Consider the following 20,182-nt stretch of genomic DNA (forward strand, 5'->3'; position numbering starts at 1 on the left):
GGGCAAATCGGACACCATCTTTGTGCACGCGTTCACAAAGACATAGCCTGCATTCGACGGGGCGGTCTAGGTACGTGTGACCGCCTGCAGCCCCGCTCTACCCGCAGGAGCACCGTGGCAACTGGCCGAACTCACCGACCGGCGACCCGCAGCCGAGGGATTCCCGAGGCCACCGTCGCCCGCCTTCCGCTGTACCTCCGAGCCCTCACCGCCCTGTCGGAGCGCTCGGTGCCCACGGTCTCCTCCGAGGAGCTCGCGGCCGCGGCGGGGGTCAACTCCGCGAAGCTGCGCAAGGACTTCTCCTACCTCGGCTCCTACGGGACCCGTGGCGTGGGGTACGACGTCGAGTATCTCGTCTACCAGATCTCCCGCGAGCTGGGCCTGACCCAGGACTGGCCGGTTGTGATCGTCGGTATCGGCAACCTCGGCGCCGCGCTGGCCAACTACGGCGGGTTCGCCTCCCGCGGTTTCCGGGTCGCCGCGCTGATAGACGCCGACCCCGCGATGGCCGGAAAGCCGGTCGCCGGGATCCCCGTCCAGCACACCGACGACCTCGAGAAGATCATCGACGAGAACGGCGTCTCGATCGGTGTGATCGCGACGCCCGCCGGCGCGGCCCAGCAGGTCTGCGAACGGCTCGTCGCCGCCGGAGTCACCTCCATCCTGAACTTCGCGCCGACCGTCCTGTCCGTCCCGGACGGCGTCGACGTGCGCAAGGTCGACCTCTCCATCGAGCTGCAGATCCTCGCGTTCCACGAGCAGCGCAAGGCCGGCGAGGAGGCCGCGGCCGAGGCCGGGGCCGTCGTCCCGGCCCCCACGGAGACCGAGAAGGGACCCGACGGGGATGTCCCCGCCGTGATGCCGGCATGAGTCTCCTCGTCGTCGGGCTGAGCCACCGCAGCGCACCGGTCAGCGTTCTGGAGCGGGCCACGCTCCCCGCGGACACGCAGGTCAAGCTGCTCCAGGACACCCTCGCCGCCGAGCCGGCCACCGAGGCCGCGGTGCTCGCCACCTGCAACCGCATCGAGCTGTACGCCGACGTGGACAAGTTCCACGCGGGCGTCGCCGAGCTGTCCACCCTGCTCGCCCAGCACAGCGGGGTCGGCCTCGACGAGCTCACCCCCTATCTGTACGTGCACTACGAGGACCGGGCCGTCCACCACCTCTTCTCCGTGGCCTGCGGGCTGGACTCGATGGTGGTCGGCGAGGGCCAGATCCTCGGCCAGATCAAGGACTCCCTCGCCACCGCGCAGGAGCTGCACACCGCGGGCCGGCTGCTGAACGACCTGTTCCAGCAGGCCCTCAGGGTCGGCAAGCGCGCGCACTCCGAGACCGGCATCGACCGCGCGGGCCAGTCCCTGGTCACCTTCGGCCTGGAGCAGTTGTCGGCAGGCGCCGCCGTCGACAGCTGGGCCAAGGGCAAGCGGGCGCTGGTCATCGGCGCGGGCTCCATGTCCTCGCTCGCCGCGGCGACGCTGGCGCGCGCCGGAGTCGCCGAGGTCGTCGTCGCCAACCGCACCCTGGACCGCGCCGAGCGCCTCGCCCAGATCCTGGCGCAGGGAGACGACACGGACGTGCTCGCCCGCGCGGTACCGATGGACTCGGTGCCGGTCGAGCTGACACGTGCCGACATCGCCGTCTCCTGCACCGGCGCCACGGGACTCGTCCTGACGGCGGACACGATCGCGAACGCCGTCGAGGGACGCACGGGCACCCCCGTCGCGGTCCGTGAGGCCGCCCCGGCGGGACCCGCGGAACCCCTCGCACCCACCAGCGTGGGCGCCGAGGAGAACTGCCCCCTCGACCTGTCCGCCGTGCAGGGCGCCACCGGCTTCTCCGTGATGGGGGAGGCCGCGGTGGCGGGCCTGGACGCGGCCACCCTGGAACAGCACGCGGCCTGGGTGGACAACGCCCCGGGCGAGCGGCGCGACACCCGCCGTACGGCCGAGACCGACGCCGAACTCATCACCGCACTCGCGGCCACCGCCGCCACCATCGGGCGCGTGCCCGAGCGGCGCAGGCCCGAACCCGTCGCCGAGCCCCGCCGGTCCGCACCCGTGCTCGCGCTGCTCGACCTGGCGATGCCCCGCGACATCGACGCGGCCGTGCACCGGCTGCTCGGCGTGCGGCTCGTCGACATCGAGTCGCTCGCCGAGGCGTCCGCGGACGCACCGATGGCCGCCGACGTGGACCAGGTGCGGCGGATCGTGTCCGACGAGGTGGCCGCCTTCGGCGCCGCCCAGCGGGCCGCCCACATCACCCCCACCGTCGTGGCCCTGCGGACCATGGCCGCCGACGTCGTCGCGAGCGAGATCGCCCGCCTCGACGGACGGCTTCCCGACCTCGACGACAAGCAGCGCGGGGAGATCACCCAGACCGTACGGCGGGTGGTCGACAAGCTGCTGCACGCGCCGACCGTACGGGTCAAGCAGCTGGCCGCCGAGCCCGGCGGCGCCGGGTACGCGGACGCGCTGCGCACCCTGTTCGACCTGGACCAGGAGACGGTCGCCTCCGTCTCACGGGCCATCCATGACATCAGCACCGAGAACGCCGAGAACCGAGGGCGAGCATGAGTGAGCCGCGTGAGCCGAAGGGGCCGGCTGCAGCGCCCCTGGAGCGAGCAGACGAAACAGGGCCACTGAGGCTCGGGACCAGGCGCAGCAAGCTCGCCATGGCCCAGTCCGGACAGGTGGCGGACGCCGTGAGCCGGGTGACCGGACGGGCCGTCGAGCTCGTCGAGATCACCACGTTCGGCGACGTCTCCCGCGAGCACCTGGCGCAGATCGGCGGCACGGGCGTCTTCGTGACCGCGCTGCGCGAGGCACTGCTGCGCGGCGAGGTCGACTTCGCCGTGCACTCCCTCAAGGACCTGCCGACCACCCAGCCCGACGACCTCGCCCTGGCCGCCGTGCCGGTGCGCGAGGACCCGCGCGACGTCCTCGTCGCCCGCGACGGGCTCACCTTCGCCGAGCTGCCCGACGGCTCGCGGGTCGGCACCGGTTCGCCGCGCCGCATGGCGCAGCTGAACGCGTACGCACGCAGCCACGGGATGTCGATCGAGACGGTCGCGATCCGGGGCAACGTCGACACGCGGATCGGGTTCGTGCGCAAGGGCGAACTCGACGCGGTCGTGCTGGCCGCCGCCGGACTCAGCCGGATCGGCCGGACCGAGGAAGTGACCGAGTTCCTGTCGGTCGACACCGTTTTGCCCGCCCCCGGCCAGGGGGCCCTCGCGATCGAGTGTGCCGCGGACAACGCGGACCTCGTCGCGGCGCTCGGCGAGCTCGACGACCCGTTCACCCGGGCCGCCGTGACCGCCGAACGATCCCTGCTCGCCGCCCTGGAGGCCGGCTGCAGCGCACCTGTGGGTGCACTCGCCGACCTGCTGGCCGACGGGCAGACTGTCAAGGAGATGCGCCTGCGCGGCGTCGTCGGCACGACCGACGGCTCCTCGCTGGTGCAGCTGTCCACCACCGGTCCCGTGCCCGAGACACATGACCAAGCAATGGAGCTCGGCCGTGAACTCGCCGCCGAGATGCTTGCCAAGGGCGCGGCCGGTCTGATGGGGGAGCGAGCACTTTGAGCCCCACCAAGCTTTCCGCCGGCCTCGATCACGGGCACGTCACCTTCCTCGGTGCCGGACCCGGGGATCCGGGACTGCTGACACTGCGCGCCGTCGAGGCGCTGGCGAACGCGGACGTACTCGTCGCCGAGCACGAGGTGCTCGACGTGGTGCGCGCGCACGCCAGGCAGGGCGTCGCCGTGCTGAACACGGACGCGGACGCCTCTTCGGGCGCGCCTCCGGGTACTCCGGTGACCGCGTCCGTCGGTGCGTCCTCGGATGCCGGTGCGGGCACAGGCACGCCTCGGCTGGCGGTGGTTGACGGCTCGTCAACGACCGCCGGGACCCCCGTGTCGAGGGATGCGGCCAATCTTGTCATGGAGGCCGCGCGGGGCGGCAAGCGGGTCGTGCGTGCGGTGTCCGGGGACCCCGGACTCGACACGTACGCCGCCGAGGAGATGCTCGCCTGTGCCGCCGCGGGTGTGCCCTTCGAGGTCGTGCCGGGTGTCGCCGCCGCCGTGGGTGTGCCCGCGTACGCCGGTGTCCCGCTGCGTGACGCGCAGGGTGCGGACGTGCGGTTCGTCGACGCGCGTACCGCCTCCGACCGCTGCTGGACCGAGGTCGGCGTCTCGGACGGCACCCTCGTGGTGTCGGCGACGCTGGACACGGTGGGCGCGGCCGCCGGCGAGCTGGTCGGCGCGGGCCGCAAGCCCGATACGCCGATGAGCGTCACGATCGCCGGTACGACGACCCGGCAGCGGACCTGGTCCGCCACGCTCGGGACGATCGCGCAGACGCTGAAGCAGGCGAAGGTGCTGCCGTCACCGGACGGCGGACGACCGGTGATAGCCGTGGTCGGTGAGCGTTCCGCCGCCGCCCAGCGCGACCAGTTGTCGTGGTTCGAGTCCAAGCCGCTGTTCGGCTGGAAGGTGCTCGTGCCGCGGACGAAGGAGCAGGCGGCGTCGCTCTCCGACCAGCTGCGTTCGTACGGAGCGGTACCGCACGAGGTGCCGACCATCGCCGTGGAGCCGCCGCGCACGCCCCAGCAGATGGAGCGCGCGGTCAAGGGCCTGGTGACCGGGCGGTACGAGTGGATCGCCTTCACCTCGGTGAACGCGGTCCGTGCCGTGCGCGAGAAGTTCGAGGAGTACGGGCTCGACGCCCGCGCCTTCGCCGGGATCAAGGTCGCGGCGGTGGGCGAGCAGACCGCGAAGGCGCTCATCGCGTTCGGCGTGAAGCCGGACCTGGTGCCGAGCGGGGAGCAGTCCGCGGCCGGACTGCTGGAGGACTGGCCGCCCTACGACCCGGTCTTCGACCCGATCGACCGGGTGTTCCTGCCGCGTGCCGACATCGCCACCGAGACGCTGGTCGCGGGGCTGATCGAGCTGGGCTGGGAGGTCGACGACGTCACGGCCTACCGGACCGTGCGGGCCTCGCCGCCGCCGGCGGACACGCGTGAGGCGATCAAGGGCGGCGGGTTCGACGCGGTGCTGTTCACCTCGTCGAGCACGGTGCGCAACCTGGTCGGCATCGCCGGCAAGCCGCACAACGTGACCGTGATCGCGTGCATCGGTCCGGCCACCGCCAAGACCGCGGAGGAGCACGGGCTGCGGGTCGACGTGATGGCTCCGGAGCCCTCGGTGCACAAGCTGGCGGAGGCGCTGGCGGACTTCGGTCTGCGGCGGCGGGCCGCCGCGCTGGACGCGGGGGACCCGGTGACCCGGCCCAGCGAGCGGCGTCCGGGATCCCGCCGGCGGCGCACCACCTGAGCAGTGGCGGGCGGAGGGGTTCTGCGACCCCTCCGCCCCTTCGCGTCCCGTCCCCGGTGGGGCCCCCGGCGCGCCGGCGCGCTCGCTTCCGAGCGCCGGACGGGCCGCGTCAGGTACCGGCACCGTGTCGGCAAGGGCACCTGCGGGGCGGGCGTAGCGTAGGTCCATGACCAAGTACGGATCCTTCCCCGGTACGCGGCCGCGGCGGCTGCGTACGACGCCCGCCATGCGGCGCATGGTCGCCGAGACCCGGCTGCACCCCGCCGACCTCATCCTGCCCGCGTTCGTGCGCGAGGGTGTGAGCGAGCCGGTGCCGATCGGCGCGATGCCGGGGGTCGTCCAGCACACCCGCGACAGCCTGAAGAAGGCCGCCGCCGAGGCGCTGGAGGCCGGGGTCTCCGGGATCATGCTCTTCGGGGTGCCGGAGGACGGGAAGAAGGACGCCCACGGCACGGCGGGCACCGATCCCGACGGGATCCTCCAGGTCGCCCTGCGCGACGTGCGGGCCGAGGTCGGCGACGACCTCCTCGTCATGTCCGACCTGTGTCTCGACGAGTTCACCGACCACGGCCACTGCGGTGTGCTCGACGAGCAGGGGCGCGTCGACAACGACGCCACCCTGGAGCGGTACGCCGAGATGGCCCAGGTCCAGGCCGACGCCGGCGCCCATGTCGTGGGCCCGAGCGGCATGATGGACGGCCAGATCGGGGTCATCCGGGACGCCCTCGACCAGATCGGCCGGGAGGACGTCGCCGTCCTCGCGTACACCGCGAAGTACTCCTCCGCCTTCTACGGGCCGTTCCGGGAGGCCGTCGGCTCGTCCCTGAAGGGCGACCGGAAGACGTACCAGCAGGACCCGGCCAATCTGCGCGAGTCGCTGCGGGAGCTGGCCCTCGACCTGGAGGAGGGCGCCGACATGGTGATGGTGAAGCCTGCGGGCCCCTACCTGGACGTCCTCGCGCGGGTCGCGGACGCGGTCGACGTGCCCGTCGCCGCGTACCAGATCTCCGGTGAGTACGCGATGGTCGAGGCCGCCGCGGAGAAGGGCTGGATCGACCGGGACAAGGCGATCCTGGAGACCCTGACCGGCATCAAGCGGGCCGGCGCCCGGAACATCCTCACCTACTGGGCCACGGAGGCCGCCCGGTGGCTGCGCTAGTCGTTCAGTAGCTCAGCGCGTCGTCCAGACCGGACTGCCAGTACGTCACGGTGAGGTGATCGTCGACGTACACGCCCTTCGCGGGAAGCGCGGGCCTGGCGCTCCTGCCGCCGCTGCCGCCGCCGAAGAAGACCTCCAGCGTCCTGGCCGTGTAGCCGTGTTCGCCGCTGCCGTCGCCCGCCGCGAGGAGCACCCCGGCGTAGCCGGACTCACCCGGGGCGAGGGTGACGACCGCCTGGGGCTTGGTCTCCTCGGCGGCCGGCGGGACGGCCTGCGCCTCGCCGAAGCGGACGGCCGGGTAGCCGGTGAGGTCGCAGTTCCTCCCTCCGGTGTTGGTGACGGTCAGCAGGATGTGGTTCAGCGGGCGGCTGACCTCGGTCGCCGTCGTCCTGGTGGTGGCGCCGTCGCAGGCGACGTTCCTGGACCTGCCGGTGCTGGTGGAGGTACCGGCGGAGGAGCCCGGGCCGGCGGTGCCGGTGGTCCCGCCGGACGAGCCGCCCGCCGCTCCGCCGCCGTTCCCCGTGGGCTTCGCCGTCGAGTCGGGGGCCTGCTGCGACGCGCTCGGCCCGGCGGAGGAGCCGGAGGCGGCGGACGGGCCCTCGTCCCGGACCCCCTTTCCGTTGTCGCAGGCCGTCACCGCCAGGGCGGCGAGCGCGACCGCGGTGGCGGCGAACAGGCGGGTGCGGGTGGTGCGTGCGGACATGGGTGATCCCCCTTGGCTCGGTTCCGACGGTCCGGCACGGCCGCCCGGCCTCCCGGCGGGGGCGGCGTGCTTGGATGGCCACAGCTTGTGCGGTGATCCGTCCCGGCCGCCATGACCGCCGGGGCATACGGGACGCCGGAACGTCCGTACGGGGTCTGACCTGGGGGAACGACCATCCCCTGGAACGCGGCGCGGAACGCGGAGGAGGGGGAGACGGTGGCGGGGGACGAGTTCGCGGAGCTGCTGCGGGAACTGAAGGAGCGGTCCGGACTCAGTTACGGGGTGCTGGGGAAGCGGCTCCACGTGAGCGCGTCGACGCTGCACCGGTACGCCAACGGGGATGCCGTACCGGCCGACTACGCCCCCGTGGAGCGGCTCGCGCGGGTCTGCCGGGCCACCCCCGAGGAACTCGTGGAGCTGCACCGGCGCTGGGTCCTCGCGGACGCGCTGCGGCGACGGAAGGGCGCGTCCGGACGGACTCCCGGGAACGACGGTGGGGGAGCCGCCGCCGGGGGCACGGCGGCGGGGGCTGCCGCGGCCGGGGCTGCCGGAGGTGCGGCGACGGTGGGATTCCCGCAGGCCGAGGGGGCGGAGGCGTCCGGGTCCTCCGGTGCTCCGCAGGCGTCCGGGCCCATGTCCCCGTCCGCGGGCGACGACGACACCGCCGGACCCGCGGACGGCGTACCGGAGCCCGCCGTGCGACGGCGGCCGCGTCCCGTCGCGCTCGCCGGCGCCGCCGTGGTCGCCGCGGCCCTCGCGACCGCGCTCGTCGTGAACCTCGTACCCGGCGAGGACGACGACCCGGGCCGGACGGGAGCCGCCGGCACCGTCTCCTCGGCCGCCGCCGGACGCCCGGGTGCCACCGCCTCCACCGACGGCAAGCGCCGGACGCCCTCGCCGTCGGCCTCGGACGGTGCCGGCCCCAAGGCCTCCGCGTCGCGCGGTGCCGGAGCCGCCGGGCGGGACCAGCAGGGCGGGCACCCGGTCACCGGGGCCGCCGCGCCCTTGGTCGCGACCGACCCGTACCGGTGGGAAGGGCCCTGCAGCCAGCACTACTTGGTGGACCGCGGCGCCGCGCAGGTGCCCCCGCCGCCGAACGAGACGGACGCGCGCGGCTGGGTCGGCGCACTGGGCGGCGTCGCGGGCGGGCGCCAGATGATCGCGCTGACCGTCCAGGGGACCGGGGAGGCCACCGTCGTCCTCGACGCGCTGCACGTGCGCGTGGTGGACAAGGCCGCCCCGCTCGCCTGGAACGACTTCGCGATGGGCGTCGGCTGCGGCGGACAGGTGGACACCGCCTCCTTCCACGTGGACCTCGACGCGGGACGGCCCGCCACCCGACCGAGCGGCGGACAGCGGGACTTCCCCTACAAGGTGAGCGAGTCCGACCCCGAGGTCTTCTACGTGTTCGCCGACGCCCGTACGCATCACGTGAGTTGGTACCTGGAGCTGGACTGGTCCAGCGGTACGAAGAGCGGGACCGTGCGCGTCGACGACCACGGCAAGCCCTTCCGGACCAGCGGGAACGTCGGGCGGCCCGCGTACACCTACCCGCTGGGCGGTTCGGAGTGGGGGCGGGACGAGTACGAGCCCGACGTCCCGGGCTGAGGTGCCGGCGCCCCCCGGTGCCAAGGGGCGTGCGGGTGAACGGGGTTGCGTCCGTATCGCGGAATGACCCGTGCAGGGGCCACGCAGCTGCCTAGGGTGCGGGCACGAGCCGCATCAAGGACAAGGAGCCGTCCTCGTGACCGTCGCCGATCCCGTCGCAGCCCCGCCCGCCGCCGCCCCACCGCCGCCGCTCGCCGCGCGCACCACCGCGGTCGGGGGCTCGGCGGTACGGGACATCCTCGCGGTCACCGCCCGACCCGGCGTCATCAACTTCGCGGGCGGGCTGCCCGCACCCGAGCTGTTCGACGCGGAGGGCATCGCCGCCGCGTACCGGGACGTGCTCGCCGAGGTGCCCGGGCGGGCGCTGCAGTACTCCACGACCGAGGGCGAGCCCACGCTGCGTACGGCCCTCGCGGAGCGCACCACCGCCCGCGGGCTGCCGACGTCGGCGGACGACCTGCTGGTCACCACCGGATCGCAGCAGGCCCTGTCGCTCCTCGCCACCGCGCTGCTGGAGCCGGGCGACGCGGTGCTCGTCGAGAACCCCTGCTATCTGGCGGCACTTCAGGCGTTCTCCCTCGCGGGGGCGCGGGTGGTGCCCGTGCCCGGCGACGCGGACGGGATCGACCCCGAGGCGCTCGACGCACTGGTGCGCAGCGAGCGGCCCAAGCTGCTCTACACCGTGCCGACCTTCCAGAACCCGACGGGGCGCACGCTGCCGGCCGCCCGCCGTGCCGCCGTCGCCTCGGTCGCCGCCCGGCGCGGCCTGTGGATCGTCGAGGACGACCCGTACGGCGAGCTGCGCTTCGAGGGCGAGCGGGTGCCGTGGATCGCCTCGTACGAGGAGGCCCGGGACCGCACGGTCCTGCTGGGCTCCTTCTCCAAGGTGATGGCGCCCGGGATGCGGCTGGGCTGGCTGCGGGCACCCGCCGGGCTGCGCCGCGCCTGCGCGGTCGCCAAGCAGGCCGCCGATCTGCACACCCCGACCGTCAACCAGCTCGCCGCCGCACGCTATCTGGCCGACCGGGATCTCGACGCGCACGTGGCGCGGGTCGCGGCCGTCTACGGCGAGCGGCGCGACGCCATGCTCGCCTCGATCGGGGACGCGCTTCCCGAAGGCTCCACCTGGACGCGGCCCGAGGGCGGCATGTTCCTCTGGGCGCGGCTGCCCGGCGCCCACGACACCACGGCCCTGCTCCGGCAGGTGGTGGAGCAGGACGTGGCGTACGTGCCCGGAGCGCCCTTCCACGCCGGTCCGCCGGACCGGGCGACGCTGCGGCTGTGCTTCGTCACGCAGACTCCGCGGGAGATCGGCGAGGGCCTGCGCAGGCTCGGGCGGGGACTGCGCGGCTGACCGGACCCCGGCCGGTCAGTCCCACCAGAAGGACCAGGCCCGCCGGCCGAGCACCTCGTGCGCCGCGTACGCCCGCAGCGTGTCGTGGTCGCCCTGGGTGACGTTGTCCGGGCAGAAGGCGAAGTGCTCGGCGGCGACCGCCTCGGCCTCGGCGACGGTGCTCGGCGGGGCGGCCACGGACAGGACCAGCCGGTCGAAGGCGAGCGCGACCACGCGTATGCCGAAGCGGTCCTCCCAGGAACGCAGCACCGCGGACAGCCGCGCCACGTCGTCCTCGTGGTTGACCGCCCCCGACCAGCCGATGGCCGCCGGGAGGTCCGCGCTGCGGCGGGCCGGGACCAGGGCGAGGCGGGGCTCCCCGAGCCAGGAGCCGTCTTCCGTGAGGGAGTCCGCGACCTCGCCCGCCCGGGCGTCCGGATCGGCGTCCAGCGGAACGGCCGGGGCGAGGCCCGGCCACAGCGGGCCGAAGGGGGCGACCGTCTCGTCGTACGTCGCCGGGGGCCCGAAGACCTCCTCGACCCTCTCCCTGCCGGGATAGTCGGCGGCCTCGGCGAGTTCGTCCGCCGCGTACTCCTCCCAGAAGTCCGCGAGGACGTCCTCGGCTTCGTGGTCGCCCGCGTACGACGTCCTGCCCGGGCCCAGCTCCCAGCCGGCGGGCCCGTCCTCGTCCTTCTCGCCGCGGGCGATCAGCACGGGGTGCAGTCCCGCGGTCCGCCGCGCGGCCGACAGCCGCAGCCAGTCGCCGGGGCCGGCGGGCCCGTCGGCGCACCACAACAGCGGTTCGTGCCAGGGGCCGTCGACCGTCGCGTCGACCAGGGCCCCGGGCGGGAGTTCGAGCCCGAGCGCACGACCGCTCGGATCGGTCACCAGCTTCGGCAGCGGGTTCGGAAGTGTCGCCATGCCCGGAACTGTAGGGGGAGGCACTGACAGCGCCCCGAAATCGGTCCCGGGTGTCGACAACACCCCTGTGGTCAGGCGTAGTTGACCGGATTCCGGCCGCCTGCCCCGGGCGGCGGGAGTTACCACGGGGAAACGCATGTCCAGCGGGGACGTCCGTCCACCGGCGAGTCCACCGTCACCCGACCGGCGCGCGCCGACGACGGCTCCGTGAAGGCGATCGCTGCGACCTTCGTCCAGCACTGCGAGGGCGGCGGGCCCGCGCTGCGCGGCACGATCCACGACTGCCCCTGACAGCCGGACGGCCCCGGCGGGGCGGTGGGGTCACCGTCCTGCCGGGGCCGCGGGGTTCGCGCCCCGCCGGTCGGGCGTCAGAGCCGCTCGGGCGTCCTGATGCCCAGCAGGGACATGCCCTGGTGGAGCGTGCGGGCCGTCAGATCGCAGAGGAACAGGCGGTTCTCCGCGACCTCCTGGCCCGGGGCCGGCTTGATCACCGGGCACTGGTCGTAGAACGTCGTGTAGAGCGAGGCCAGCTGGTACAGGTACGCCGCCAGCTTGTGCGGTGCGTACTCCGCGGCGACCTCCTCCAGCGTCTCCCCGAACCGGTCCAGGTGCAGGCCCAGCGCCCGCTCCGCCGGGGCCAGTTCGAGCTCCGGGTGCGCCACCGGCGCACGGTCGCCGGCCTTGCCGAAGATCGACCGGATGCGGGCGTACGCGTACTGCAGGTACACCGAGGTGTCGCCGTTCAGCGAGACCATCTGGTCCAGGTCGAACTTGTAGTCCCGGACGGCGGAGGTCGACAGGTCCGCGTACTTCACGGCGCCGATGCCGACGTACCGGCCGTTCTCCTCGATCTCCGACTCGCTCAGGCCCACCTTCTCGGCCTTCTCGCGCACCACGGACGTGGCCCGCTCGATCGCCTCGTCCAGCAGGTCGACCAGCCGGACCGTCTCGCCCTCGCGGGTCTTGAACGGCTTGCCGTCCTTGCCCAGCACCGTGCCGAACGCGAGCTGGTGCGCCTTCACGTCGTCGTTCAGCCAGCCGGCCCGGCGCGCCGTCTCGAAGACCATCTTGAAGTGCAGGGCCTGCCGGGCGTCCACCACGTACAGCAGCGTCGACGCCTTCAGGTTGAAGACCCGGTCGCGGATCGCCGACAGGTCGGTGGCCGCGTAGCCGTAGCCGCCGTCCGACTTCTTCACGATCAGCGGCACCGGGTTTCCGTCCGGGCCCTTCACGTCGTCGAAGAACACGCACAGCGCGCCGTCCGAGCGGACCGCGACGCCCGACTCCTCCAGCAGGCGGCACGTCTCGTCCAGCATGTCGTTGTAACCGGACTCGCCGACCACGTCCGCGTCGCGGATCTCCATGTCGAGCTTGTCGAAGACCGAGTAGAAGTAGATCTTCGACTCGTCCACGAACTTCTGCCACATGGCCAGCGTCTCGGGCTCGCCCGCCTGGAGGTCCACCACCCGGCGCCGCGCCCGCGTCTTGAACTCCTCGTCCGAGTCGAAGACCGTCCGCGCCGCCTTGTAGAGCCGGTTCAGGTTCGACATGGCCTCCTCGCCGGAGACCTCCCCGCCCCGGTGGTCCAGCTCGTGCGGGTGCTCGATCAGGTACTGGATGAGCATGCCGAACTGGGTGCCCCAGTCGCCGATGTGGTGCCGCCGCACGACGGACTCGCCGGTGAACTCCAGGATCTGCACCACCGCGTCGCCGATCACCGCGGACCGCAGGTGACCGACGTGCATCTCCTTCGCCACGTTCGGCTGGGCGTAGTCGATCACCGTGGTGCCCGGGTGCTCCGCGAGCGGCACACCGAGGCGCGCGCGGTCCGCGTACCGCTCCGCCAGGTTCCGGGTGATCGCCCCGTCGGTGACCGTCACGTTCAGGAAGCCGGGCCCGGAGACCTCGATGTCCTTGATCACGTCACCGGACGCGACCTGCGCCACCACCTGCGTCGCCAGCTCGCGCGGGTTGGCCTTCGCCTTCTTCGCGAGCGCCAGGATCCCGTTGGCCTGGAAGTCGGCCCGGTCGCTTCGTCGCAGCAGCGGGTCCGCGGAACCGGCCTCCGGCAGTGCAGCCGAGAGGGCGTCCGCGAGGCGCTGATGGACGGAAGCGGTGAGGGACGTGACCGAGGCCATGGAGTGATGCCGTTCTGCTCGGGTTCCAGGAGTTGCTGAGGACAGAGAACCCAGTATCCCACGCGGTGAAAAGCCGTTTTCGCGGTTCCGGCCCGAGCTGGGAGAATGGTGCCCGTCAGCCGTACTGGCGTATGAGAAAGAAGGACGTGCCGATCGTGGCTCAGAGCACCGAGACCACCGACTGGGTCTCCCGTTTCGCGGACGAGGTCATCGAGGAGTCGGAGCGTCGGGCCCCGGGCAAACCTGTCGTCGTCGCGTCCGGCCTCTCCCCGTCCGGCCCGATCCACCTCGGCAACCTCCGCGAGGTCATGACCCCGCACCTGGTCGCCGACGAGATCCGCCGCCGCGGGCACACCGTGCGCCACCTGATCTCCTGGGACGACTACGACCGCTACCGCAAGGTCCCGCTCGGCATCCCCGGCGTCGACGGCTCCTGGGCCGAGCACATCGGCAAGCCGCTGACCTCCGTCCCCGCCCCGGCCGGCTCGGCGTACCCGAACTGGGCCGAGCACTTCAAGGCCGCGATGACCGAGGCGCTCGCCGACCTCGGCGTCGAGTACGACGGCATCAGCCAGACCGAGCAGTACACCTCGGGCACCTACCGCGAGCAGATCCTGTTCGCGATGAAGCACCGCGGCGACATCGACGCGATCCTGGAGCAGTACCGCACCAAGAAGGCCCCGCCGAAGAAGCAGCAGTCGCAGAAGCCCGTCGACGAGGCCGAGCTGGAGGCCGCCGAGGGCTCCGGAGCCGCCGACGAGGACGACGGCAGCGGCTCCGGCGCCGGGTACTTCCCGTACAAGCCCTACTGCGGGCAGTGCGGGAAGGACCTGACCACCGTCACCTCCTACGACGACGACACCACCGAACTCGCCTACACCTGCTCGGCCTGCGGCTTCTCCGAGACCGTCCGGCTGAACGAGTTCAACCGCGGCAAGCTGGTCTGGAAGGTCGACTGGCCCATGCGCTGGGCCTACGAGGGCGTCGTCTTCGAGCCCAGCGGCGTGGACCACTCCTCGCCCGGGTCCAGCTTCCAGGTCGGCGGGCAGATCGTCGGCATCTTCGGCGGCAAGCAGCCCATCGGCCCCATGTACGCGTTCGTCGGCATCAGCGGCATGGCCAAGATGTCGTCCTCCAAGGGCGGCGTGCCGACCCCGGCCGACGCCCTGCAGATCATGGAACCGCAGCTGCTGCGCTGGCTCTACGCCCGCCGTCGGCCCAACCAGTCCTTCAAGATCGCCTTCGACCAGGAGATCCAGCGGCTCTACGACGAGTGGGACAAGCTCGCGGCCAAGGTCGCGGACGGCTCTGCGCTCCCGGCCGACGCCGCCGCCCACGCCCGGGCCGTAGGCACCGCCGCCGGGGAACTGCCGAAGACCGCGCGCCCGATGCCGTACCGCACCCTGGCCTCCGTCGCCGACATCACCGCCGGCGCCCAGGACCAGACCCTGCGGATCCTGAGCGAACTCGACCCCGAGAACCCGCTCGCCTCCCTCGACGAGGTCCGGCCGCGCCTCGACCGGGCCGAGGCCTGGATCAACACCCAGGTGCCCGCCGAACAGCGCACCGTGGTCCGCGCGGAGCCCGACGCCGAGCTGCTCGCCACCCTCGACGACGAAGGCCGTGAGTCGCTGCGCCTGCTCCTGGAGGGCCTCGACGACCACTGGTCCCTGGACGGCCTGACCCACCTCGTCTACGGCGTCCCCAAGGTCCGGGCCGGCTTCTCCGCCGACGCGACCCCGAAGGAGCTCCCGCCGGAGATCAAGGTCGCCCAGCGCACGTTCTTCGCGCTCCTGTACCACCTGCTGGTCGGCCGGGACACCGGCCCGCGGCTGCCCACGCTGCTGCTCGCGGTGGGCCAGGACCGGGTGCGCAAGCTGCTCGGCGCCTGACCCCGCGGACGACGAGGGGCGCCCGGTGACCACCGGGCGCCCCTCGTCGTACACCTGCCCTCTAGGCGATGTGGTCCTCCTCCAGCTCCGCGTTGAAGCGGTTCTGGAAGCGGTTCATGTAGCGCTTCAGCTCGCTGTCGGTCAGCGTGACGCCGTACGTGGCCTCCACGTTGTTCCCGAACTCGCCCTTGGTGGGCAGCCCCTGGCCGTTTATCGACTGGCGGAACACCTGGTAGAGGCCCTCCTCGCGGGACTTCTCGTCCGCGAGCGGCGACTGCTCCTCCCGCGGGCCGGGGATCGGCAGCTGCTCCTGCTCCGGGGCACCGCCCTCACCCAGCTGACGCGTCCGCCCCGGGCCCGCCGGGATCGGGAAGCTGCCCGTCTCCTCCGGCCCCGGCTCGTACTGCTGGGACTGCTGCTCCTCGTACCACTGCTCGTACTGCTCCTCGGGCACGTACGTCGGGTCGTAGCCGCCCTCGTAGACGATCTCCGTGGGAGCGGGCGCCGCGAACCAGGGGCTCTCCTCGGGTCCGGGCTCCGGATCCGGTTCCGGCCGGTTGCCGCCCGGCGCGTCCGCGGGTCGGCGGTGCTGCTCGCCCTCGACGAGGGCGGCGGGCTGCGGGACGGCTGCTGCGACCGCGGCACGCCCGTCCACGGCCGACCCGGCCGGCGTGTCGAGCCGCGGCTGCTGCGGGGCCGGCGGCAGCAGCGCCGGCTCGATGCCGGCGGCGGCCAGGCCCGCGGGAGCCGTCTCCGCCAGCGGGACCCCGTACCGCGCCAGGCGCAGCGGCATCAGCGACTCCACCGGGGCCTTGCGGCGCCAGGCACGGCCGAACCGGGAGCGCAGGCGGGCCTGGTAGACGAGACGTTCCTGCTCCAGCTTGATGACCTGGTCGTAGGAGCGCAGCTCCCACAGCTTCATCCGGCGCCACAGCAGGAAGGTCGGCAGCGGGGAGAGCAGCCAGCGGGTGAGGCGGACACCCTCCATGTGCTTGTCGGCCGTGATGTCCGCGATCCGGCCGATCGCATGCCGCGCCGCCTCCACCGACACCACGAACAGGATCGGGATGACGGCGTGCATACCGGTGCCCAGCGGGTCGGGCCAGGCCGCCGCGCCGTTGAACGCGATCGTCGCCGCCGTCAGCAGCCACGCCGTCTGGCGCAGCAGCGGGAAGGGGATGCGGATCCAGGTCAGCAGCAGATCGAGGGCGAGCAGCACACAGATGCCCGCGTCGATGCCGACGGGGAAGACGTAACTGAAGTTCCCGAAGCCCTTCTGAAGGGCGAGCTCGCGGACGGCGGCGTAGGAACCGGCGAAGCCGATACCGGCGATGACCACCGCTCCCGCGACGACCACGCCGATGAGAATGCGGTGCATCCGTGTGAGCTGCAGTGGGCCGGCCACCCGTAATCCCCTCCCCTTGCGTGTTGTTGCGCGCAACAGGGTGGCACATGTGTACGGCGGACGGATGGCCGGTACGGCAGGAGCCCGGCTCGCGCAGGGGCCGGGTTCCCACAACTGACTTGGCGGGGAATCGAGTTGGGCGTCGGATTCACTGTCCGCCCGGACCTCGCCACCCCTCCGTCGAAGAGCGTCAGCTCTTCTTGGCGGCGGTCCTGCTCTTGGACTTGGCGGGAGACGCCGTCTTGGACGGCGCCTTCGACGCGGACTTCGACGGCGACTTCGAGGCCGACTTCGACGGGGAGGCGCTCGCCCTGCCGTCGTCCCCGTTCGCGGCGGTCACCGCAGCCACCGCCTCCTTGGCCGCCTTCACGGCGTCCTTCGCCAGGTCACCGGCGGCGGGGGCCTTGTCACCCGCGAGTCCCGCACCGTTGTAGTCGAGCGTGATCACGACGTTCTCCACGCGCGTCACGACCGTCTGCTGCTTGAACGAGCCTTCCTTCTTCTTCAGCTCGTACCGCACCGCCGTCGCCTCGTCGCCCGTCCCGGACACCGGCTCCGACTTCGTGTTCTTCGCGCCGGTCGCCGCCTGCGCGCCCGCGACCTGCTTCTCGTAGTAGTCGTGCGCGAGCTTGTCGCCCTCGCCGCGCGCGTCCGAGTCGAAGCGCAGCATCGCCACGTTCAGCCAGCGGTACTGCGAGCCCTTGACGCCGTTGCTGTCGAGGCTGTCCCAGTAGCAGTTGCCACGCACGGACACATCGTCCGACTTGCCCTCGTTGCCCGACTTCTTGGCCTCGGGTACGAGATCGCCCAGAGTCTTCTTCGACACCACCGAGCACGGCTCGGGCAGCTTCCCGTACGCGGCCGGCCGCACCGCGCTCGCCGAGGCACTGGCCGACGCCTTCGCCTTCTCGCCGGCGCTCTTCTTCGCGTCGTCGCCGGAGCCGGAGTCCGAGGAGCAGCCGGCGGCGACGAGCATCACCGGGACGGCGGCGGCGCACACAAGGATGCGGGGAAGTCGCAGTACTCGCTGGTCTCGCGGGGCTCGCTCAACTGGTCGGTGCATGGTTCCTTCACTCATGACGCTCGTGGTGCGGACGCACATGGGTCGTGCGACCGTCCGGTCCGAGGGGCCACGGTACGCGGTGAGCGCACGGCGCGGTCCGCTTCGGGGGGTTCCGCCCCACCCCCGCGGCCGCCCCCGCGACCCGCTAGGAGTTGAGCGCCTCGGCGAGGTCGTCGGCCAGTTTCCGGGCCCTGTCCTGCATTTCCTTGCCGTCCGGGACGACCCCGACCTGCGCCGGCTGCTCCTCGTACCGGACCGTCACGATCACGTTGGACGTGCGGAACACCACAGTCACCGTGCGCTGCCGGGCCGTCGAACCGGACGCGCTCAGCTCGTCGTCGAGGAACGCCTCGTCGCCGAGGTCGTCGAGCGTGCGCGGCAGGAGGGCGGCCGGGGTCTCGGTCGCCGTGGCCGACCCGGAGGCCGTGACCCCGTCGTCGGGTGTGCCCCCGGCGGACCCGGACGAGTCGTCCTCACCGCCGCCGGCGCCGGACGACGGGTCCGCGGACGCCCCGCCCTCGGGCGAGGAACTCCCGGACGCCGACTCCGAGCCGGACGCGGAGCCCGCGTCGGGCGCCCCGGAACCGGACGGCTCGGGGAGGTCCGCCGCCGCCTCCTGCGTGCCGTAGACCTTCGCGGCCTTGCTGTCGTCGCTGACCGCGCCGTCGTAGGACACCACGCGCTCGAAGTCGACGAGGAGATGGTCCGTGGCGTCCGCCGACTCCACCTTCCAACGGCAGCCGACCTTGCGGTCCGTGTCGTACGTGAGCGTGGCCTCGCCGTCGTACGCCTTCTCGCGCTGCTGCTCGTCGGTGATCTCCTCGATCCCCGGGAGCAGCGCGTCGAGGGTGTCCTGATCCACCGCGCCGCACGGCTCGGGCAGCGTGCGGTACTTGCCGGGCTCGGCCGCCGCCGTCGTCGTCGTGGAGTCGCCCGCCTTCGAGTCGGGCGGGGTGTCACCGCCCCCCGAGCCGCTGCTGCAGCCGGCCAGCAGTGCCGCGAGGAGCGCGGCGGCGCCCGGTACGTACGCCTTCCGCAGCACGGTCAGACTCCTCTCGACGGGCCCTCTCAGGTCGGTCCTGGGCGGGTGTCCGGTGGTTAATCGCTTGCCGCGCGGGGGCGGCCGCTGGGAACAATGTGTATCGCACGCACCGCCGTGGACGCTGGTCCGTTGTCCCAAACGTCGACCTTGGCGCCGGTTTTGCGATTAAAGACTTCTGTTGGTTTTGCGGGGGAATGAGGACGAAATGTCGTACGTGGAAGTGCCGGGCGCGAAGGTTCCCATCCGTATGTGGACCGACCCGGCCTCGGTCGAGGACGGCGCGCTGCGCCAGCTCCAGAACGTGGCGACACTGCCGTGGATCAAGGGCCTCGCCGTCATGCCGGACGTGCACTACGGCAAGGGGGCGACGGTCGGCTCCGTCATCGCCATGCGGGATGCGGTGTGTCCGGCGGCGGTGGGGGTCGACATCGGCTGCGGGATGTCCGCGGTCAGGACCTCGCTCACCGCCAACGACCTGCCGGGGGACCTGTCCCGGCTCCGGTCGAAGGTCGAGCAGGCCATTCCGGTGGGCCGCGGGATGCACGACTCCCCGGTCGGGCCCGGCGGCTTCCACGGCCTGGCGACGGCCGGATGGGACGACTTCTGGGGGCGGTTCGACGGAGTCGCCGACGCGGTGAGGTTCCGCCGGGACCGGGCGACCAGGCAGATGGGAACGCTGGGCTCCGGAAATCACTTCGTTGAAGTTTGTACAGATACGTCCGGTTCCGTCTGGCTCATGCTGCACTCCGGCTCGCGGAACATCGGCAAGGAACTGGCCGAGCACCACATCGGCATCGCCCAGAAGCTCCCGCACAACCAGGGATTGGTCGACCGGGACCTCGCGGTCTTCGTCGCGGACACCCCGCAGATGGCGGCGTACCGCCACGACCTGTTCTGGGCGCAGGAGTACGCGAAGTACAACCGCACGCTCATGATGGCGCTCCTGAAGGACGTCGTCCGCAAGGAGTTCAAGAAGGCCAGGCCGACCTTCGAGCAGGAGATCTCCTGCCACCACAACTACGTGGCGGAGGAGCGGTACGAGGGCATGGACCTGCTCGTCACCCGCAAGGGCGCGATCCGGGCCGGCTCCGGTGAGTACGGGATCATCCCGGGTTCCATGGGCACCGGCTCGTACATCGTGAAGGGCCTCGGCAACGAGAAGGCGTACAACTCCGCCTCGCACGGCGCGGGTCGGCGGATGAGCCGCAGCGCGGCGAAGCGGCGCTTCTCGACACGGGACCTGGAGGAGCAGACCCAGGGCGTGGAGTGCCGCAAGGACTCCGGTGTCGTGGACGAGATCCCGGGCGCCTACAAGCCGATCGAGCAGGTCATCGAGCAGCAGGGCGACCTCGTGTCGGTGGTGGCGAAGCTGAAGCAGGTCGTCTGCGTGAAGGGCTAGTCCCGGCCCGGGGCGCCTGCCGCCTCCGCGGGGGAGGGACGGCCGGACGGCTACGGGCGGAGTGGGGGGGGGGGGGGGGGGGGGCGCCCCCCCCCCCCCCCCCCCGGGGGGGGGGGGGGGGCGGGGGGGGGGGGGGGGGGGGGGGGGTGGGAGCGGGGGGGGGGGGGGGGGGGGGGGGGGGGAGTACG

The 20,182-nt window shown here is 72.6% G+C and carries 15 protein-coding genes; 9 read left to right on the forward strand and 6 right to left on the reverse strand.

Features of this window, described 5'->3' with window-relative positions; genetic code table 11:
* Positions 1-114: 114 nt before the first annotated feature.
* The 5 genes from ACZ4NT_RS33365 (at position 115) to hemB (ending at position 6,490) form a co-directional block, all read left to right on the forward strand.
* A complete protein-coding gene (locus ACZ4NT_RS33365) occupies positions 115-870 on the forward strand; it encodes a redox-sensing transcriptional repressor Rex (RefSeq protein ID WP_121405345.1) in 756 nt (251 codons plus the stop codon).
* Complete coding sequence (locus ACZ4NT_RS33370; protein WP_121405346.1) at positions 867-2,573, forward strand: glutamyl-tRNA reductase; 1,707 nt, start codon at positions 867-869, stop codon at positions 2,571-2,573. Before ACZ4NT_RS33365 ends, ACZ4NT_RS33370 begins: the two co-directional genes overlap by 4 nt.
* On the forward strand, positions 2,570-3,583 hold the full coding sequence (gene hemC / locus ACZ4NT_RS33375; protein WP_467728807.1) for a hydroxymethylbilane synthase: 1,014 nt from the start codon (positions 2,570-2,572) through the stop codon (positions 3,581-3,583). Before ACZ4NT_RS33370 ends, hemC begins: the two co-directional genes overlap by 4 nt.
* A complete protein-coding gene (locus ACZ4NT_RS33380) occupies positions 3,580-5,331 on the forward strand; it encodes a bifunctional uroporphyrinogen-III C-methyltransferase/uroporphyrinogen-III synthase (RefSeq protein ID WP_121405347.1) in 1,752 nt (583 codons plus the stop codon). The genes hemC and ACZ4NT_RS33380 overlap by 4 nt, the downstream gene beginning before the upstream one ends.
* Positions 5,332-5,497: 166 nt before the next feature.
* Complete coding sequence (gene hemB, locus ACZ4NT_RS33385) at positions 5,498-6,490, forward strand: porphobilinogen synthase (protein WP_121405348.1); 993 nt, start codon at positions 5,498-5,500, stop codon at positions 6,488-6,490.
* A gap of 4 nt (positions 6,491-6,494) precedes the next feature.
* On the opposite strand, the gene ACZ4NT_RS33390 is transcribed toward hemB, so the two are convergent.
* Positions 6,495-7,193: a DUF4232 domain-containing protein gene (locus ACZ4NT_RS33390; protein WP_467728810.1), complete on the reverse strand. Its 699-nt coding sequence runs from the start codon at positions 7,191-7,193 to the stop codon at positions 6,495-6,497.
* A 216-nt stretch (positions 7,194-7,409) separates the two neighbouring features.
* Between ACZ4NT_RS33390 and ACZ4NT_RS33395 the strand changes: the two genes are divergently transcribed.
* Positions 7,410-8,801: a helix-turn-helix domain-containing protein gene (locus ACZ4NT_RS33395; protein ID WP_467728812.1), complete on the forward strand. Its 1,392-nt coding sequence runs from the start codon at positions 7,410-7,412 to the stop codon at positions 8,799-8,801.
* Positions 8,802-8,937: 136 nt separating this feature from the next.
* A complete protein-coding gene (locus ACZ4NT_RS33400) occupies positions 8,938-10,155 on the forward strand; it encodes an aminotransferase-like domain-containing protein (protein WP_121405351.1) in 1,218 nt (405 codons plus the stop codon).
* 15 nt (positions 10,156-10,170) lie between these two features.
* On the opposite strand, the gene ACZ4NT_RS33405 is transcribed toward ACZ4NT_RS33400, so the two are convergent.
* On the reverse strand, positions 10,171-11,055 hold the full coding sequence (locus ACZ4NT_RS33405; RefSeq protein WP_467728814.1) for a DUF4253 domain-containing protein: 885 nt from the start codon (positions 11,053-11,055) through the stop codon (positions 10,171-10,173).
* Between the two features lie 368 nt (positions 11,056-11,423).
* A complete protein-coding gene (gene argS, locus ACZ4NT_RS33410) occupies positions 11,424-13,193 on the reverse strand; it encodes an arginine--tRNA ligase (RefSeq protein WP_467728816.1) in 1,770 nt (589 codons plus the stop codon).
* A gap of 146 nt (positions 13,194-13,339) precedes the next feature.
* On the opposite strand from argS, the gene lysS reads away from it, so the two are divergent.
* Entirely contained in the window at positions 13,340-15,085 is a 1,746-nt protein-coding gene (lysS, locus tag ACZ4NT_RS33415) for a lysine--tRNA ligase (RefSeq protein ID WP_467728818.1), read from the forward strand.
* 61 nt (positions 15,086-15,146) lie between these two features.
* Here the strand turns inward: lysS and ACZ4NT_RS33420 are convergent, their stop codons facing one another.
* From ACZ4NT_RS33420 to ACZ4NT_RS33430, 3 genes are all read right to left on the reverse strand, one after another.
* Entirely contained in the window at positions 15,147-16,463 is a 1,317-nt protein-coding gene (locus ACZ4NT_RS33420) for a DUF2637 domain-containing protein (RefSeq protein ID WP_467728820.1), read from the reverse strand.
* A gap of 217 nt (positions 16,464-16,680) precedes the next feature.
* Positions 16,681-17,553 carry a DUF3558 domain-containing protein gene (locus ACZ4NT_RS33425; protein WP_467728822.1) on the reverse strand — a complete coding sequence of 291 codons (873 nt, stop codon included), beginning with the start codon at positions 17,551-17,553 and terminating at the stop codon, positions 16,681-16,683.
* A 145-nt stretch (positions 17,554-17,698) separates the two neighbouring features.
* Positions 17,699-18,595: a DUF3558 domain-containing protein gene (locus ACZ4NT_RS33430; protein ID WP_467728824.1), complete on the reverse strand. Its 897-nt coding sequence runs from the start codon at positions 18,593-18,595 to the stop codon at positions 17,699-17,701.
* A gap of 205 nt (positions 18,596-18,800) precedes the next feature.
* On the opposite strand from ACZ4NT_RS33430, the gene ACZ4NT_RS33435 reads away from it, so the two are divergent.
* Entirely contained in the window at positions 18,801-19,994 is a 1,194-nt protein-coding gene (locus ACZ4NT_RS33435) for an RtcB family protein (protein WP_467728826.1), read from the forward strand.
* Positions 19,995-20,182 lie beyond the last annotated feature (188 nt).

It is taken from the genome of Streptomyces sp. NPDC026417 (assembly GCF_055567695.1).